The sequence below is a fragment of the Amycolatopsis sp. NBC_01488 genome (assembly GCF_036227105.1).
Lineage (GTDB): Bacteria > Actinomycetota > Actinomycetes > Mycobacteriales > Pseudonocardiaceae > Amycolatopsis.
Genome location: NZ_CP109434.1, coordinates 2,979,765 through 2,995,234, shown reverse-complemented (window position 1 = coordinate 2,995,234; position 15,470 = coordinate 2,979,765). Strand labels below are relative to the sequence as shown.

The 15,470-nt window shown below is 71.3% G+C and carries 16 protein-coding genes; 6 read left to right on the top strand and 10 right to left on the bottom strand.

Going from position 1 to position 15,470, the window contains the following annotated elements:
- Positions 1-195: 195 nt before the first annotated feature.
- Positions 196-1,020, top strand: a complete 825-nt coding sequence (locus OG738_RS14535) for a (2Fe-2S)-binding protein (protein ID WP_329054358.1) — start codon at positions 196-198, stop codon at positions 1,018-1,020.
- 1 nt (position 1,021) lies between these two features.
- On the opposite strand, the gene OG738_RS14530 is transcribed toward OG738_RS14535, so the two are convergent.
- Positions 1,022-1,591 carry a TIGR03086 family metal-binding protein gene (locus tag OG738_RS14530; protein WP_329054356.1) on the bottom strand — a complete coding sequence of 190 codons (570 nt, stop codon included), beginning with the start codon at positions 1,589-1,591 and terminating at the stop codon, positions 1,022-1,024.
- Between the two features lie 94 nt (positions 1,592-1,685).
- Here OG738_RS14530 and OG738_RS14525 point away from each other — a divergent pair, with 94 nt between their 5' ends.
- The gene (locus OG738_RS14525; protein WP_442875898.1) at positions 1,686-2,528 is read left to right on the top strand and encodes an AraC family transcriptional regulator; all 843 of its coding nucleotides are present in this window, start codon (positions 1,686-1,688) and stop codon (positions 2,526-2,528) included.
- Between the two features lie 66 nt (positions 2,529-2,594).
- Here OG738_RS14525 and OG738_RS14520 read toward each other — a convergent pair whose 3' ends face one another.
- Entirely contained in the window at positions 2,595-2,945 is a 351-nt protein-coding gene (locus tag OG738_RS14520) for a histone-like nucleoid-structuring protein Lsr2 (RefSeq protein ID WP_155547769.1), read from the bottom strand.
- Between the two features lie 135 nt (positions 2,946-3,080).
- Positions 3,081-4,592: a lysine--tRNA ligase gene (gene lysS, locus OG738_RS14515; RefSeq protein WP_329054351.1), complete on the bottom strand. Its 1,512-nt coding sequence runs from the start codon at positions 4,590-4,592 to the stop codon at positions 3,081-3,083.
- Between the two features lie 76 nt (positions 4,593-4,668).
- Between lysS and OG738_RS14510 the strand changes: the two genes are divergently transcribed.
- The 3 genes from OG738_RS14510 to OG738_RS14500 all read left to right on the top strand — a co-directional run bounded on the left by OG738_RS14510 (position 4,669) and on the right by OG738_RS14500 (position 6,880).
- Entirely contained in the window at positions 4,669-5,421 is a 753-nt protein-coding gene (locus OG738_RS14510; protein ID WP_329054350.1) for a class I SAM-dependent methyltransferase, read from the top strand.
- Positions 5,422-5,458: 37 nt separating this feature from the next.
- Entirely contained in the window at positions 5,459-5,860 is a 402-nt protein-coding gene (locus OG738_RS14505) for a DUF6640 family protein (RefSeq protein WP_329054349.1), read from the top strand.
- A gap of 127 nt (positions 5,861-5,987) precedes the next feature.
- Positions 5,988-6,880, top strand: a protein-coding gene (locus OG738_RS14500; protein ID WP_329044379.1) for an IS5 family transposase whose coding sequence is annotated in 2 segments (ribosomal slippage) — positions 5,988-6,396 and positions 6,396-6,880 — 894 coding nt in all. Because the reading frame shifts where the segments join, the coding sequence is not laid out codon by codon here.
- 25 nt (positions 6,881-6,905) lie between these two features.
- Here the strand turns inward: OG738_RS14500 and OG738_RS14495 are convergent.
- The 7 genes from OG738_RS14495 to OG738_RS14465 form a co-directional block, all read right to left on the bottom strand.
- Positions 6,906-7,685 (bottom strand): type III pantothenate kinase, encoded by a 780-nt coding sequence (locus OG738_RS14495; protein ID WP_329054348.1) that lies wholly within the window; start codon positions 7,683-7,685, stop codon positions 6,906-6,908.
- Between the two features lie 5 nt (positions 7,686-7,690).
- Positions 7,691-8,188, bottom strand: coding sequence for an aspartate 1-decarboxylase (panD, locus tag OG738_RS14490; RefSeq protein WP_329054346.1), 498 nt, complete (start codon positions 8,186-8,188; stop codon positions 7,691-7,693).
- Positions 8,189-8,197: 9 nt separating this feature from the next.
- A complete protein-coding gene (gene panC, locus OG738_RS14485; protein ID WP_329054345.1) occupies positions 8,198-9,109 on the bottom strand; it encodes a pantoate--beta-alanine ligase in 912 nt (303 codons plus the stop codon).
- Positions 9,106-10,065: a Rossmann-like and DUF2520 domain-containing protein gene (locus OG738_RS14480; RefSeq protein ID WP_442875940.1), complete on the bottom strand. Its 960-nt coding sequence runs from the start codon at positions 10,063-10,065 to the stop codon at positions 9,106-9,108. The genes panC and OG738_RS14480 overlap by 4 nt, the downstream gene beginning before the upstream one ends.
- Positions 10,066-10,155: 90 nt before the next feature.
- On the bottom strand, positions 10,156-11,259 hold the full coding sequence (locus OG738_RS14475) for a PrsW family intramembrane metalloprotease (protein ID WP_329056706.1): 1,104 nt from the start codon (positions 11,257-11,259) through the stop codon (positions 10,156-10,158).
- Positions 11,260-11,676: 417 nt separating this feature from the next.
- Positions 11,677-13,908, bottom strand: a complete 2,232-nt coding sequence (locus tag OG738_RS14470) for a DUF6779 domain-containing protein (protein WP_329054343.1) — start codon at positions 13,906-13,908, stop codon at positions 11,677-11,679.
- Positions 13,909-13,977: 69 nt separating this feature from the next.
- Positions 13,978-14,439 (bottom strand): DUF3180 domain-containing protein, encoded by a 462-nt coding sequence (locus tag OG738_RS14465; protein ID WP_329054342.1) that lies wholly within the window; start codon positions 14,437-14,439, stop codon positions 13,978-13,980.
- 61 nt (positions 14,440-14,500) lie between these two features.
- Here OG738_RS14465 and OG738_RS14460 point away from each other — a divergent pair, with 61 nt between their 5' ends.
- Entirely contained in the window at positions 14,501-15,436 is a 936-nt protein-coding gene (locus tag OG738_RS14460) for a helix-turn-helix domain-containing protein (protein ID WP_329054340.1), read from the top strand.
- Positions 15,437-15,470 lie beyond the last annotated feature (34 nt).

Below are 15,470 nucleotides of genomic sequence, written 5' to 3'. Positions count from 1 at the left end.
GCTTCCATCTTCAGGTTGCCCTGCACCTTTACGTCAACCCCAACGTGCGGGCGGCCACCCGGATTCCGCCATCCGCGCGGTGTCCGCTCACCGCGAACAGTCCGCAAGCTGGGAGTGCCCCACCCGATTGGCGCAGCCTCCCTCGCCCTGTAAGGTTAGGCAGTCCTAATACTACGCCGCGAAGGAGGGCCGCAGGTGAACCAGCAGCGGTCCTTCCGTGACGCGCGCGAGGTCGGCGACGGCCTCGCGTCGTCGCTCCTGCGGGTCTCCGGCCTGCAGGAACGCAGCGAGCTGCGGCGGGACGTCCCACCGGGCTGGATCCGCTGCTCGGAGCTGCTGGAGACGCCCGCGTACTTCGACGAGTGGCGCGCCGTCCTCGGCGACTGGCTGCTGCGCGAGCACGACGCGGCCCCGGCGCGGACCACGGCGAGCTACGTCATGACGTGGTACCTGCACGTCCCGGCGTACGTCGGCGCGCTGCTGCTGCACCACGAGCGGCGCGTGCCGTCGCTGAAGCCGGAGGAGCTGGCGTTCCGGCTGGCCGACGACCGCCCCCACCCGGACGGCATGGCGGTCCTGGGTGACGCGTTCCACTGCCTCCCGACCGACCCGGGGTCGGCGCGCCCGGAGGCGACGGTGGTCCGGGACGAGCGGGCCCTGGCGGCGGTCCTGCGCGCCCGCTACCTGGCCCACGCGGCCCGGTTCGTCCGGGCGTACGCGCCGGTCAGCAGGCTCGGCCGCCGCATGCTCTGGGCCGCGGCGACCGACGCGCTGGAGAACTCGCTGTGGTGGGCCGGCCGCCAGGGCGGCACCCCGGAGTCCGAGGGCGCGGGCGTCGCGGACGCGGCCCTGGTCCTCGACGCGCGGTACCCGCCGCTGACGTCGGCATCGACGTTGCGCCTGGCCGAGGGCCCGGACGGCCACCGCGAGTGGACGCGCCGCCGCGAGAGCTGCTGCTTCTCCTACCTGCTCCCGGCGGAGCCGGAATGCGACGGCTGCCCGCGCACGTGTGCCCGCTGAATCAGGCGGTCCAGCCCGGATCGCGCCCCGAGGCACCCAGCGCCCGCTCCAGCGGCGAAGCCTCGGCCGCCACCGTCACGGCCTCCCCGTAGACGCCCATCGAGCGTGCTTGCTCGCCCATGGCCACCGCGGACTCGTACACCGCCGTCGCCGCCTCCGGCGGGCATCGCAGCTCCTGGCCGCTCGCCCGGGCCAGGTCCCAGCCGTGCAGGACGAACTCGCCCAGCACCATGTCGCCGACCACCGACGCCGGCAGCCGGGCCGTCCCCAGCGCCGTCATGCCGTCCCACGCCGACGGCGTCCCGAAGACGTCCACGAGCGTCTCCGTCTGCTTCTCCAGCCGCGCCCGCCAGTCCGCCGTCACGAGCCCCGCCGAAGCTTCGGGGGCCGACGGCGACGGCGGGTCCTCGCGGCGGCCCGCGGCGAGGAGCCACGGGGCCCAGTACAAGAGGTGGTTGAGCAGCCCGCGGACGTCGTAGCCGGCGCACGGCGTCGGGGCGGACAGGTCGGTCACCGCGTGGGCGACCCGGAGGAACTCGGCCGCGGCGGGCCGGACGAGCGAGGCAGTCATCCGCTGATCCCATCCGAGAGCCGTGGGGGCCGTCTTGAAGGAACGCGACAGCTACCGTGGGCACGTGGGCCAGCACCGGATCCCCCGCGGCATCGTGGCCGAGGCCACCGCGCGCACGATGTTCACGCTGACCAGGCACGCACCCGCGCCCGAACTGGCGGAGTTCGTCGACTACCACTGGGTGCTGCGCTGGGACCTGCGCGGCCGGCCGCCGCACGACCAGCGCGTCCTGCCGAACCTCGCCGTGCACGTGACGTTCTTCCCCGGCGCGTCCGGGGTGTACGGACCGGCCCGCGACGTCTTTTCCCACCGGCTCGAAGGCCGCGTCCAGGGCTTGGGCGTGCGTTTCCGGCCCGGGTGCTTCCGCGCGTTCCTCGGCGGCCCGGTAAGTGACATCGCCGACCGGGCTGTCCCGCTCGAGGACGTATTCGGCCCGAAGTCGATCGAAGCCGCGGAATCGGTGCAGAAGGCGGCCGGCGACGCGCAAATGGTGCGTGCGATCGACAACTTGCTGATCGCAAATCCGGTGGAGCTGACGCCGGCCGCGCGGCTGGCGGCCGACGCCGTGGAATCAATCGCACGGGATCCGGGAATTACCCGGGTGGCGCAACTGTGCGCGGATACTGGACTGACCACCCGGTCCGTACAGCGGTTGTTCGCCGAACACGTCGGCTGCCCACCCAAGTGGGCGATCCGGATATACCGGCTGAACGACGCGGCGCAGCGGATCGCGGCGGAAGGAGAGCCGGATTACGCCGGACTGGCGGTTCGACTGGGCTATAGCGACCAGTCGCACTTCATCCGCGATTTCCACGCGGTCACGGGTCAGCCGCCCGCCGAGTACGCCCGGACCGCGCGAGTGGGCCGAACGGACACCGGACAAGGATCGGACATCAAGAAAGCCGCCGGGCGCAATTCGCCCGGCGGCCTCGGCTGAACCCCGCTTCGAGGAGTTTCCCCGGCCACCCGGTGACCTGCGGACACCCGGGTAGCCGAAGAATCCTCAGTTCTTCTTGTGGTAGGCCTCGACGACCTCGGACGGGATCCGGCCCCGGTCCGAAACCGCGTAACCGTTCTTGCGCGCCCACGACCGAATGGCCTGGTTCTGCTCGCGGTCGACGGCGGCGGGCCGGGCCGAGCCCTTGCCCGCGACCGGGCGCACGGAAGCGCGCTTGCGGCCACCCGCGCGACGCGCGTGCTCGACATACTGGGCGAGGGCGTCCCGCAACTCCTCGGCGTTATCCGAAGAGAGGTCGATCTGGTAGCTGACGCCGTCCAAACCGAACTCGACGGTCTCTTCCGCCTCACTGCCGTCGAGGTCGTCGACCAGCGAGACGAGCACCTTCTGTGCCATCCGATTCCTCCTGCGGGGACTTGCGCAATGATCTGGTTACGGGGCGAGCCCCGGGACAGAAGACTTTGTCTAGAACATTAGTACCCGCTTCCGGAGGACAGCGCAAATCTCATTGCGGTAAACGACACTGCCGGGTTATTCGGGACGCACGAGCGGGAAGAGGATCGTCTCCCGGATACCGAGACCGGTCAGCGCCATGAGCAGCCGGTCGATCCCCATTCCGACGCCACCGCTCGGCGGCATTCCGTACTCGAGGGCACGCAGGAAATCCTCGTCGAGGCGCATGGCTTCGCTATCGCCCTGCGCGGCCAGCCGGGACTGTTCGGTGAGCCGTTCCCGTTCGACGACCGGATCGACCAGCTCGGAGTATCCGGTGGCGAGTTCGAATCCGCGCACGTAGAGGTCCCACTTCTCGGCCACGCCGGGCCGCGAGCGGTGCTGCCTCGTCAAAGGCGACGTCTCCAGCGGAAAATCACGGACAAACGTGGGTGCGTGCAGGTGATCTCCGACGAGGTGTTCCCACAGTTCCTCGACCAGCTTGCCGTGCCCCAGCTTCGGATCCACTTCCAGGCCCCTGGCCTGCGCGAATCCGTGCAGTTTGGCGGCGGGCGTCTCCGGCGTCACCTCTTCGCCGAGGGAATCGGACAACGACTCGTACATTCCGAGGGTGGTCCATTCGCCGGACAGGTCGTACTCCGAACCGTCGGGCAGGGTGACGACCTGGGTGTCCAGCACCGCCTGCGCGGCCTCCTGGATCAGCTCCCGCGTCATCACCGCATTGGTGTCGTAGGTCGCGTACGCCTCGTAGTACTCGAGCATCGCGAACTCCGGCGAGTGCGACGAGTCGCTGCCCTCGTTCCGGAAGTTGCGGTTGATCTCGAAGACCTTCTCGATGCCGCCGACGACGCAGCGCTTGAGGTAGAGCTCCGGCGCGATCCGCAGGAACAGCTCCAGGTCGAACGCGTTCGAGTGCGTGACGAACGGCCGGGCCGCGGCGCCGCCGTGCAGCGTCTGCAGCATCGGCGTCTCGACCTCGGTGAACCCGCGGCGGTGGAACGACTCCCGCAGCGACCGGACCACGCCGGCGCGCGTGCGCACGACGTCCCGCGCGCGCGGGCGCAGGATGAGGTCGACGTAGCGCTGGCGGATCCGCGTCTCCTCGGCGAGGTCTTTGTGGGCGACCGGCAGCGGGCGCAGCGCCTTCGACGTGATGCGCCAGGAATCGGCCATCACGGACAGCTCGCCGCGCTTGGACGTGATGACCTCACCGTGCACGAAGACGTGGTCGCCGAGGTCGACGTCGGACTTCCACGCCGCCAGCGCGTCCTCGCCGACCTTCGCCAGGCTGATCATGGCCTGGAGCTCGGTGCCGTCGCCCTCGCGGAGGCTGGCGAAGCACAGCTTGCCGGTGTTGCGCAGGAACATCACCCGCCCGGTGACGCCGACGACGTCGCCGGTGGCGGTGTCGACGGGCAACCCCTCGTGCGCCGTCCGCACCTCGGCGAGCGAGTGCGTCCGGGGTACCTCGACCGGGTAGGGATCGATACCCTCGGCGAGGATCCGGTCGCGCTTCTCCCGGCGCACCCGCATCTGCTCGGGCAGTTCGTCTTCGGCGGGCTCGCTGGTGGAAGCGGGGTTTTCGGTCATGGCCACTAGGGTACGAACCCGGCCGCGCGCTACGCCAACCGGATTACCCTTCCTTTCCGTCCATTAGCCTGGGCCGGTGAGTGATCCCACACGCGCCCAGCGCGCTTCTTCTTTCGGCAGCCGAGCGGCCGCGTACGCCGAGCACCGGCCCGGCTACCCGCGGGAAGCGATCGAATGGGGCCTTTCGGGCGCGAGCGGAACACCGCGGCGGGTACTCGATCTGGGCGCCGGAACGGGCAAGCTCACCCTCGGTCTCGCCGGGCTCGGGCTGGACGTCGTCGCGGTCGAGCCCGACCCGGAAATGCGCGCCGAACTGAGCCGCGTGGTGCCCTCTGCGACGTCTCTCGAGGGGCAGGCGGAACGGATCCCGTTGCCCGACGCCGACGTCGACGCGGTTTTCGTCGGGCAGGCGTTCCATTGGTTCGACGTGCCGGCGGCGATGACGGAGATCGGGCGCGTACTGCGCCCGGGCGGCGTGCTCGTGCCGATGTGGAACTACGAAGACGATTCGGTGCCGTGGGTCGCGGAGTTCGCGAAGCTCGGCCGAACCGGGGTGAGCCGGGCGTGGACCGAAGGCGACCGGGAACCGGCCACGCACCCCGCCTTCGATTCCTTCGAAAGCTCGACGTTTCGCCATGTGCAACGGCGCACGGCGGAAAGCCTCGTCGAAACGATCGCCACGCATTCGCACATGATCGTCGCGGATCCGGCGGAAGCGGCCGCGGGCCTGGCGGAGATCCGGCGGTTCCTCGCCGCGAATCCGCACACCGCGTCGGGCGAGTTCGACCTGCCGTTGCGCACCTGGACGTTCCGCGCCCGCCGCCGGTGATCGACCTCGATCGCCGTAGTGGGACGATACTGGCACGATGAGCAGGAAATCACTGGGACGAACCCTGATCTCGCTGGTGTCGGTGGTGACGGCCGTGGGCCCGTACCGCGCCGACTGGAACGAAACGCACGTCAAGAACCCCGCCTGGCCACCGCACGCGAAGTTCCACAACGGCCAGACGATGAGCCTCGGGCTCGCGCTCGGGACCACCAGCCTCTGGCAGCTGTGGCGACGGCCGAGCCGGGCCGGTCTCGACGCCGGGGCGGTCCTGGCGTCGCTGTACTGGCTGACGCAGATCTCGGCGCTGGCCTATCCGGAGTCGAAGGCGGTGGACCCACCCGGGACGGCCAAGTTCCCCCAGGCCGTGGTGGCCTTCCCGGCGTTGGCGATCACCGCGCTGGGCTACGTGCTGGAGCGGCGGCGGCTGGCCCGCGACTAGGGCCTGTATCGAAGTCATCTCGAGCTGGTTGAGTTGGCGCTGTCGGGCGTGTCGATGGCCGAAATAGGTGAGGTCTCCGGTAGGTGGTTCGTCGACCAAGAAGAACCTGAACACCACCGGAGACCTCGTGGACACCCTAGCGGGGACGGGGCGGTTCGACCTGACCGACGAGCAGTGGGCAACGCTGAAGCCGTTGCTGCCCGCGCCGTCACGGCCGGGTCGGCCGTCGTTGTGGAGCAGACGGCAGCTGATCGACGGGATCCGGTGGCGGGTCCGCACCGGCGCACCATGGCGGGACATGCCGGTCGGATATGGATCCTGGGCGGCTGTTTATGGGTTGTTCCGGCGCTGGCAACGGGCTGGTGTCTGGCAGCGGATTCTGACCGCGTTGCAGGCTCTGGCCGAAGTCGAGGGGCGGATCACCTGGGACGTGAGCGTGGATTCCACGATCGCGCGGGCGCATCAGCATGCTGCGGGTGCGCGGAAAAGGGGGACCTGCAGGCCGAACCGCCGGGCGGGATCACCACCGAACCGGATGATCACGCGTTGGGCCGGTCCCGTGGTGGGTGGACCACGAAGGTGCATCTGGGGTGTGAGCAGGGACAGAAGCCGTTGTCGATCGTGCTGACCGCCGGGCAGCGTGGCGACAGCCCGCAGTTCGTTCCGGTCCTGGCCGGGATCCGGGTGCCCCGACCGGGCGGTGGCCGGCCGCGGACCCGTCCGGATCGGGTCCTGGCGGACAAGGCTTACACCTCGAAGGCCAACCGGGCGCACCTGCGCGGTCGTGGGATCAAGGCGACCATCCCGAGCAAGACCGACCAGGACGCGCATCGTAAGGCCAAGGGGTCGAAGGGCGGTCGGCCACCGGCCTTCGACCCCGAAATCTACAAGCAGCGTCATGCGGTGGAGTGCGGTATCAACCGGCTTAAACGCCACCGTGGGGTGGCTACCCGCTACGACAAGCTTGCCGTTCGCTACGAAGCCACCGTCCAGATCGCAGCGATCAACGAATGGCTATGACCGACTTCGATACAGGCCCTAGCCGTCAGGGGCGGATGTTCCGCTCGAACACCAGCCGCAGCCCGAGTAGCGTCAGGTCCGGGACGTGGTCGGTGATCGTCTCCGACTCGCTGATCACCAGCGGCGCCAGGCCGCCGGTGGCCAGCACCGCCACCGGTTCCGAGCCGCTCGGCGACAGCTCCCGGACGATCCGCCGCACCAACCCGTCCACCTGGCCGGCGAAGCCGTACAGGATCCCCGACTGCAGGCACTCCACCGTGTTCTTCCCGATCACCGACCGCGGCGGGACCAGCTCGACCTTCCGCAACGCCGCCGCGCGCAACGCGAGCGCGTCCACCGAGATCTCGATCCCGGGGGCGAACGCGCCACCGAGGAACTCGCCGCGCGCCGAGATCGCGTCGACGTTCGTGGACGTCCCGAAGTCGACCACCACGCACGCCGTCCCGCGGTGGAGGTGGTGCGCGGCCAGGGTGTTCGCCAGCCGGTCCGCGCCCACCTCCTTCGGGTTGTCCACCAGGAGCGCCACCCCCGTGCGCACCCCCGGCTCGACCACGATCTTCGGGATCCGCTCGTAGTACCGCGCGAGCATCACCCGCAGCTCGCGCAGCACCGCCGGCACCGTCGACAGCGCGCTGATGCCCGTCACCGCGTCCGCGTGCGGGCCCAGCAGGCCGCGGACCGTCAACGCCAGCTCGTCCGCCGTGATGCGGGCGTCCGTGCGCATGCGCCAGTCGCCGACCAGTTCGCTGCCGGAATAGAGCCCCAGCACGATGTTCGTGTTGCCGACGTCGACGGTGAGCAGCAAGCGGGTCAGCTTTCCGCGTGCAGCAGCGCGTCGAGGCGGCGGGCGTCCGCCGTCTCCGCGACCGGGAACACCGCCGTCTCCTCCTCCGGCGGCAGGGGCACCGTGCCGGACAGCAGCCCGGACCCCTCCGGCGCGTGGCCGGGGTCGGTGTGCCGGTGGACGATCCGGTTGTCCGCGTCGACGAACACCACGCGCGGTTCATACGTCGCGGCTTCGGCGTCGTCCATCTGCCCGTAGGAAATGAGGATGACCAGGTCGCCCGGGTGCACCAGGTGCGCCGCGGCGCCGTTGATGCCGAGCACGCCGCTGCCGCGTTCCCCCTTGATGACGTAGGTCTCCAGCCGCGCCCCGTTGGTGACGTCCACAATGGACACCTGTTCCCCCGGCAGCAGGTCCGCGGCCTCCATCAGGTCTTCGTCGACCGTCACCGAGCCGACGTAGTGCAGGTCGGCCTGGGTGACGGTGACCCGGTGGATCTTCGACTTGAGCATGGTGCGGTACATCGTGGACTCCTATTCCCCTGCGTCCCGCTCCGGGTGCGCCGGGTGTTCCACCGCGGCGCCGAGCAACACCGGAACGTTGTCGATCAGCCGGGTACTCCCCACCCGGGCCGCGATCAACAGTCGTGCTTCACCGTCGACGGGCGCGGGCCCGAGGTCGGTTCCCCTCAACTCCAGGTAATCCACCTCGACCGCGGGCCGCGCGGCGAGGGTCTTCCACGCGGTCTCGAGGACCGCCTCGGCACCGTCGCGCCCGACGAACGCCCCCGCGGTGAGGGCGGCCGACAGGACGACGGCGTCTTCACGCTGCTCGGGCGTGAGGTAGACGTTGCGCGACGACAGCGCCAGCCCGTCGCGCTCGCGCACGGTCGGCACGCCGATGACGTGCGTGTCGATGTTCAGGTCGCGCACCATCCGCTTGATCAGGACCAGTTGCTGGTAGTCCTTTTCACCGAAGAGCGCGTAGTCCGGACGGAGCAGGTTGAACAGCTTCGCCACGACGGTCAGCACGCCCGCGAAGTGGCCGGGCCGGACGGCGCCTTCGAGCTGCTCGCCGAGCGGCCCCGGGTGCACGGTCACCACGGCGCCTTCGCCGTAGAGGGCCTCGGCACTGGGCGTGAACGCGATTTCGACGCCGTCCTCGCCCAGGACGGCCAGGTCGTTCTCCAACGGCCGCGGGTACGCCTCGAAGTCCTCGCCCTCGCCGAACTGCAGCGGGTTGACGAAGATCGAGGTCGCCACGACGTTGTTCGGCAGCCGCTTCGCGCGGCGGATCAGCTCGCGGTGCCCGGCGTGCAGCGCGCCCATGGTCGGCACGAGCGCGAGCTTGCGGCCGACGCCGTGCAGGGCCCGGCTGACCTGGCTCATCTGCTCGGGCGACGCGAACGTGTTCAGCGTGCCGCGGCTGAATTTCGGTGTGGTCACTGGTCTTGGTGCCCTTCGGCGGGATCGTCGAGGAGTTCGGTGAGGTCTTTGGCGGCCGCGGTGTCCAGCAGCCCGGCGGCTTCGGCACGCTCCGCCGTGCGCTTGGCCAGCGCGCGGTAGGCCGGCGCCACGTCCGGCGCCCGCTCCGCCAGCACTTCGAGGTGCTTGCGGACGGTACCGGCGTCGCCACGCGCGACCGGGCCGGTGAGCGCGCGGTCGCCGTGTCGGAGCACATTATCCAACGCCGCCGAAAGCAGCGGCGCCACCAGGCGTTCGGAGTGCCCGATTCCCGCTTCCCGCAAGACTTCCGTGCAGTCGGCGACCAGGGTCATGAGGTGGTTCGCGCCGTGGGTCAGCGCCGCGTGGTAGAGCGCCCGCGCGGACTCGGGGATGCGCACCGGCTCGGCACCCATCTCGACCGTGAGCGCCTCGCCGACGTTCCAGGCCGCCTCGTCGTCCGCCGCCGCGGTGACGCCGATGCTGCACGCCGTCAGCCGCTCGAGGTCCTCTTCGCGGCCGGTGAACGTCATCACGGGGTGCAGGGCGAGCGCCAGCGCCCCGGCCTCGGCCGCCGGCGCCAGCACGCCGACGCCCTGCGCGCCCGAGGTGTGCACGACGATCTGCCCCGGCCGCAGCGATTCGGTCGCGACGAGCCCGCGGACCATGCCGGCCAGCGCGTCGTCGGGGAGGGCGAGCAGCACCAGGTCGGCCCGGCGGACGGTTTCGTCGGGCGGCAGCAGGGGCACGTCGGGGAGGAGGCGTTCGGCGCGGGCCAGCGACGCGGCGGACAGCCCCGACGCGGCGACCACGGTGTGCCCCGCCCGGGCCAGCGCGGCGCCGAGCACACTGCCCACCCGGCCGGCGGACACGACACCGACCGCGAGGCGAGCGGGCCTCATCATGGCGTGCGCCTGTGGACGCTCATGGCTGGCAGACTCCCTCTGCTCTCGTTCCAGTCCCGCTCCGGGTACCGGACGAACGGCGCGAGACTAACTCGATTGAGCTCGACGCGTTGAGCCCGGGTGACCAGCTTCACCCGGACCGGGTCACCCTCGGGCGGCCTCGTCGGCGAGGCGCGTCGCTTCTGCCCGGGCGGCCTTCAACGTGCGCAGCAGCTCCTGCTGGCGCTGCCGGTCGGCGTCGGTGGTGATCTCCCGCCGGTCCAGGAACGCGAGCTCGGTCACGCTCGCCTGGTACACGGCGACGGCGCGGGCAGCACGTTTTCCGGACTGGCGTTTCGCCTGACGGCGCCACGCGCGGCGGCCGGGCAGGCTGGCGAGCAGGTCGACCTCCGACGGCGCGATCCAGCGCTGCGCGGCCATGTGCGGCAGCGCGGTGGCGATGATCCGCTGCTCCCGCCGTCGTTGCAGGACGACCAGGTAGACCACGCCGAGGAACAGCGGCAGCATGATCAGGAAGTAGACGGTGAGGAACTTCGACCCGCCGAGCAGCGCGGCGCTGTTCCACAGCGCGTGCAGGCAGACGGCGGCCAGGTAGCCGGCGAGCGGCGCGACGACCTTCATCGCCTTCGTGGTCGTCCGCGCCGCGATGCCGATCCCGATCCCGGTGAGCACGGCGAACAGCGGGTGCGTGAAGGGAGCGAGGACGCCGCGGAGGAAGAACGCCGTGATGACGCCCTGGCTGTGCCCGTCGCCGAAGCCGTAGTCGTAGAAGGCGCGGCCGAAGTAGTAGATGTTCTCGGTGAACGCGAACCCGGCGGCGCTGAACCCGGCGTAGACGACCCCGTCCACGACGCCGTCGAACTCCTCCGACCGGCGCCAGAGCATGAGGACCACGAAGAGCGCCTTCGCTGCCTCCTCGACGATGGGCGCGGACACCAGCGCGGCGACGGTGTTGCCGCTGCCCTTGCCGAGCAGCTCGTCCCCGACCGCCTCGGCGGTGGTGTTGATGAGCAGTGCGGTGATCGTCGCGATGCAGGCGCCCCAGGCGAAGGCGAGAAGCAGGAACTTGGCCGGTTCGGGCTCCCAGCGGTCGACCCAGAGGAACCCGGCGACCACGCCCGCGACCGGCACGAGCGCGGCGAGCACCCCGATGGTGACGGCGAGCGGGCCGACCCGCGCGGTGGCCAGGCCGAACAGGAACAGGCCGCACAGGGCGACCACGATCAGCCCGAGCACCGGCAGCAGCACGGTGATCCGGCGAGGCCGCCGTCCACGATCGAGTCCCGTCGCGGGCGAGAGGGTTCCGCTCACAGCCGGTCACCCTACGCAGACCGGACACGAACGGAAACGCCACCTGGCACACAAGGCGCGCCACGGGCACCGGTACCGCCGCGCGTGACTCGGCGACCGCAGATCACCGCCGGTGACCACCGCCTGACGGCAGCCAGCCCACACCTGAGCCGCCCCAGACACGCGAGCCGACTCGGGCACGCGAGTCGACCGCATGGGTACGCGAGCCGACCGCCCAGTACACGGATCGTCCGCTCAGGTACGCGAGCCGACCGCCCAGGCACGCAAGCCGACCCTCCTCGTATCTGAGCCGACCGCCCGGACACGCGAGCCATCCGCTCAGATCCCGCGGGGCGACCTCGCGCGGCCCGGGCTTCAGTCCTCCGCGCGGCGTCGGCGGCGGGGCGTCGACCCCGTGCCGCCGTTGGCCGCCAGGAGCTCGCTCACCGACCGGCCGGCCGCGTGCGAACCGCTGCCCGGCGCCTCGGCCGACCGGTGGCCGTTGCGGGCGTGGCCGTTGCTCGCACCGTTGTGGCCGTTTCCGTTGTGGCCGTTTCCGTTCTGCTCGATGTCCGCGGGGTCGACCGGGGTCATGTTGCGGCGCGACATCGACGCCCGCTCGGCGACCATGCCTTCCCACGCCGGCGGCTCGCCGTCCGGGCGACGGCGGCGGCCGCCACCGGTGGGCTCCGGGGCGGGCACCGCCGGCATCTGCTGCGACTCGTCCGGCTTGCGGCGGCGGCCACCCGAGCGGCCCTGGTAGTTGCGGACCGACTCGGGGAGCGTCGGGTTCGCCATCGGCCCGTCGGCGTTGGCGGCCTCGGCGGGCGCGCGGTGCGAACCGCCGTGGCGGGACGCGGGCTCGTCGAGGATCGGCGACATGTCCGCCCGCGAGAACTGCTCCAGCCGCGACGGACGGCGCCCGTCGGCGGCCGGGACCGGCGTGGTCGGCGGCACCACCGGAGGCAGGTTCGTCCGCGACGGCTGGCGCGCGGCCGGGGCGTTGTTCGGCACGGGCGTCGTCGGCGGGACGACCGGGGGAAGGTCGCGGCGCGAGGCCGAGGCGTCCCTCGGCATCGGCGGGGCCTTCGGCTCGGGCGGCTTCGGCCGGTTCGGCCGCTGCCGCTCGGCGAAGTCGTCACGGTTCTGGAAGGCCGCGCTCAGGTCGGTCACCAGACGGATGTCCGACCGCGACATCTCCGACGGCCTCACCGGCGGGGCCGGCCGGGGCGGCGCGGGCCGCGGCGGCTCGGGCTGGCGCGGCTCGGGACGTGCACCGTTCGGCTGACCGCCGACGCGGGGCAGGTCCGGGCGGGACATCTCCACCCGCGGGATGTCCGGACGGGACATCTCGACGCGCGGGATATCGGGCCGGGACATCTCGACGCGGGGAATGTCCGGACGCGACATCTCCACCCGCGGAATGGCCGGCATCGACCGCTCGACCCGCGGGATGTCGGGCCGGGACATCTCGACGCGCGGAATGTCCGGACGCGACATCTCCACCCGCGGAATGGCCGGCATCGACCGCTCCACGCGCGGGATGTCCGACCGCGACACCTCGGCGGGCCGCATCGCCGGACGCGACAGCTCCGCCCGGCGCGCGGGTGGCGGCTCGGGACGGCGGATCTCCGTGTTCGGCTCCACGGGGCGGCGGATCTCGGTCTGCGGGTCGGGCCGCGGCACCTGGCGCGTCGGCTCGGCGGCGGCCTCGGGACGGCGTTCGGGCTGCTTGACCTCGTCCGGCTTCGGCAGCCGCATCGGCTGGGACTCCGCCTGGCGGCGCGCGGCTTCGGCACGCAGCTCGGCGGCCTTCAGCTCGCGCTGCGCGGCGTTCAGGGCCGGGTCGACGGCCGGCACCGGCGGACGGCGATCGCTCAGCGGCTTCGGCCGGGCGATCTGCTGGGTGCTCTGCGCGGTGACGTTCGCCGGGGCCTTCGGGGCCGGCTTGCCGCCGAAGCCCTTGCCCTTGCCGAGGCCCTTGCCGTTCGCGGGCTTGCCGTTCGACGCCTTGCGGCGGCGCTCGTCGAGCACGCGGTCGATCAGCTCGGTCGGCCGCTCGCCCTGCTCGGCCGGCTTCTTCCCGGCCATCAGCTGAGCCGGCTTCTTCTTCGGCGCGGCGTCCGGGATCATCCGGTTCTCGTCGGAGAGCTTGCGCATCCGGGTCGCCTGCGCGGTCAGCGCGACGCGTTCGAGCAGCACCTCGCCGCCGAACAGCGACTGGAGGCTGTCGCGCAGCGCGGACACCTCGGCGCGCAGCGCCTCCAGCTCCTCGCGGCCGCGGGAGTCGGCCTCGCTCCGGTTCTCCGCCTCCACCTCCAGCTCGAATTCACGCCGGGCCGCGATCTCGCGTTCCAGCTCCAGCTCGTACACAGCCTGCGCCTCGGCGACCGCGTCCTCGCTCTGTGCCGCGTGCTTGCGGTACTTCACGGCGAGGAAAGCGCCGATCAGGGCAGCCCAGAGGGCGGCGACGATCCCGAGCCGGAGATAGCGGAGATCGTTGCTGAGCACCAGTGCGAGGGTGGCTCCGATGGCGAGGACGAATCCGACGACGAGCCACGGCCTGCCCAGTAGGCGGCCGCGCGAGTCGTCACCCACGCCGGTCATGACTGACACCGTACCTGCTCGTAATCCGAACGAGACCTACTCGGTCCCGCGAGCGGTGGGAATCGAGCGCTAACCGGTCGTCCCGCGGGTGTGCTCACGGTCTTGGTCACGGGGGGTCCGGCAGCAGTGCTCGAGCCACAAACCCGCTGCTACCAGGGCTGCGGACGACGCCACGCCGACGACGCCGGCCCGGGTGTCGAGGACCGCCGCGACGAGTTCGTCACGTCGCGGCAGAACGTAGGCGAGCGCGGCCAGCCAGGCGCCGCCCATGAACGCGCCGGCGAGTGACGAGGCCTTGGCGAGGGCCACCGATCGGGCGATCCCGATCGCGGCGACGACGCGGCCGTTCTTGATCCGCGAGCGGATGGAGAGCGCGAGCCCGGCCTCGATCACCGCCAGCACGGCGAAGGTGACGCCGGCGAACGTCGGCAGCTGGGGCAGCGAGCCGTACGCGGTCAGGAAGAGCAGGTAGCCGAGAACCAGGCCGAGTACCCCCGCCACCACCAGGTCACGGGGCCGGGTGAAGTGCATGCCCCAACCGTACCGTGGGAGGGTTGACTCTCCCCCGACTGGAGAGTTCACCATGCGTCTTGTGGGCACCACCGCGATCTTCACCATCGGCGAGCTGGCCCGGCGGACCGGCCTGCCGGTCAAGACCATCCGCTTCTACTCGGACGAGGGCCTGCTGCCCCCGACCGACCGGACGGATGCCGGCTACCGCCTCTACGACGCGGCGGCGATGGCCCGGCTCGAGCTGGTCCGCACGCTGCGGGAGCTGGGCCTCGGCCTCGCCGACGTCTCCGCGGCGCTGACGCAGTCGGCGACGGTCGGCGAGCTGGCGACCCGGCACGTCGAGGCGCTGGACGAGCAGATCCGGCGGCTGCGGCTGCGCCGGGCGGTGCTGCGCGCGGTGGCCAAGCGGAATTCCGAGCTGGAGGAAGTGAACCTGATGAACCGTCTCGCGTCGATGTCCGACGAAGAGCGCAAGCGGCTGGTCGACGAGTTCTGGGACGAAATGGTGGCCGGGCTGGAGGTGGACGAGGAGTTCTACCGCCGCATGCGCGCGGGCAAGCCGGAGCTGCCGGACGATCCGTCGCCGGAGCAGCTCGAGGCCTGGATCGAGTTCGCCGAGCTGGTGCAGGACCCGGACTTCCGGGCCCTGATCCGCGGCATGAGCGAAACCCAGTCCCGGCAGATCCGCGAGGGCGACTTCGAGCAGCCGTCTTCGGCCTGGCAGGAGAACTGGCCCAGCTGGGTCTCACGCGCCGAAGCGGCGGTGACGGCGGGCGATTCGCCCACGTCGAAGGCAGGGCAAACGCTTGCGGCCGAGATCGCGGCGGCGACGGCCCGGCCGGACCAGGACCCGTCCTCGCCGGAGTTCCGCGCCGAGATGGCGGACCGGTTCGCCACGAGCGGCGACCCGCGAGCGGAGAGGTACTGGCAGCTGCTGGCGACCATCAACGGGTGGCCCCCGGTCCCGACAGTCCAACCGGCGGTCCAGTTCATGATCGCGGCGCTACGCGGCTGACCCCGGCCCGATCGCCGACCCGCAACCACAGCTC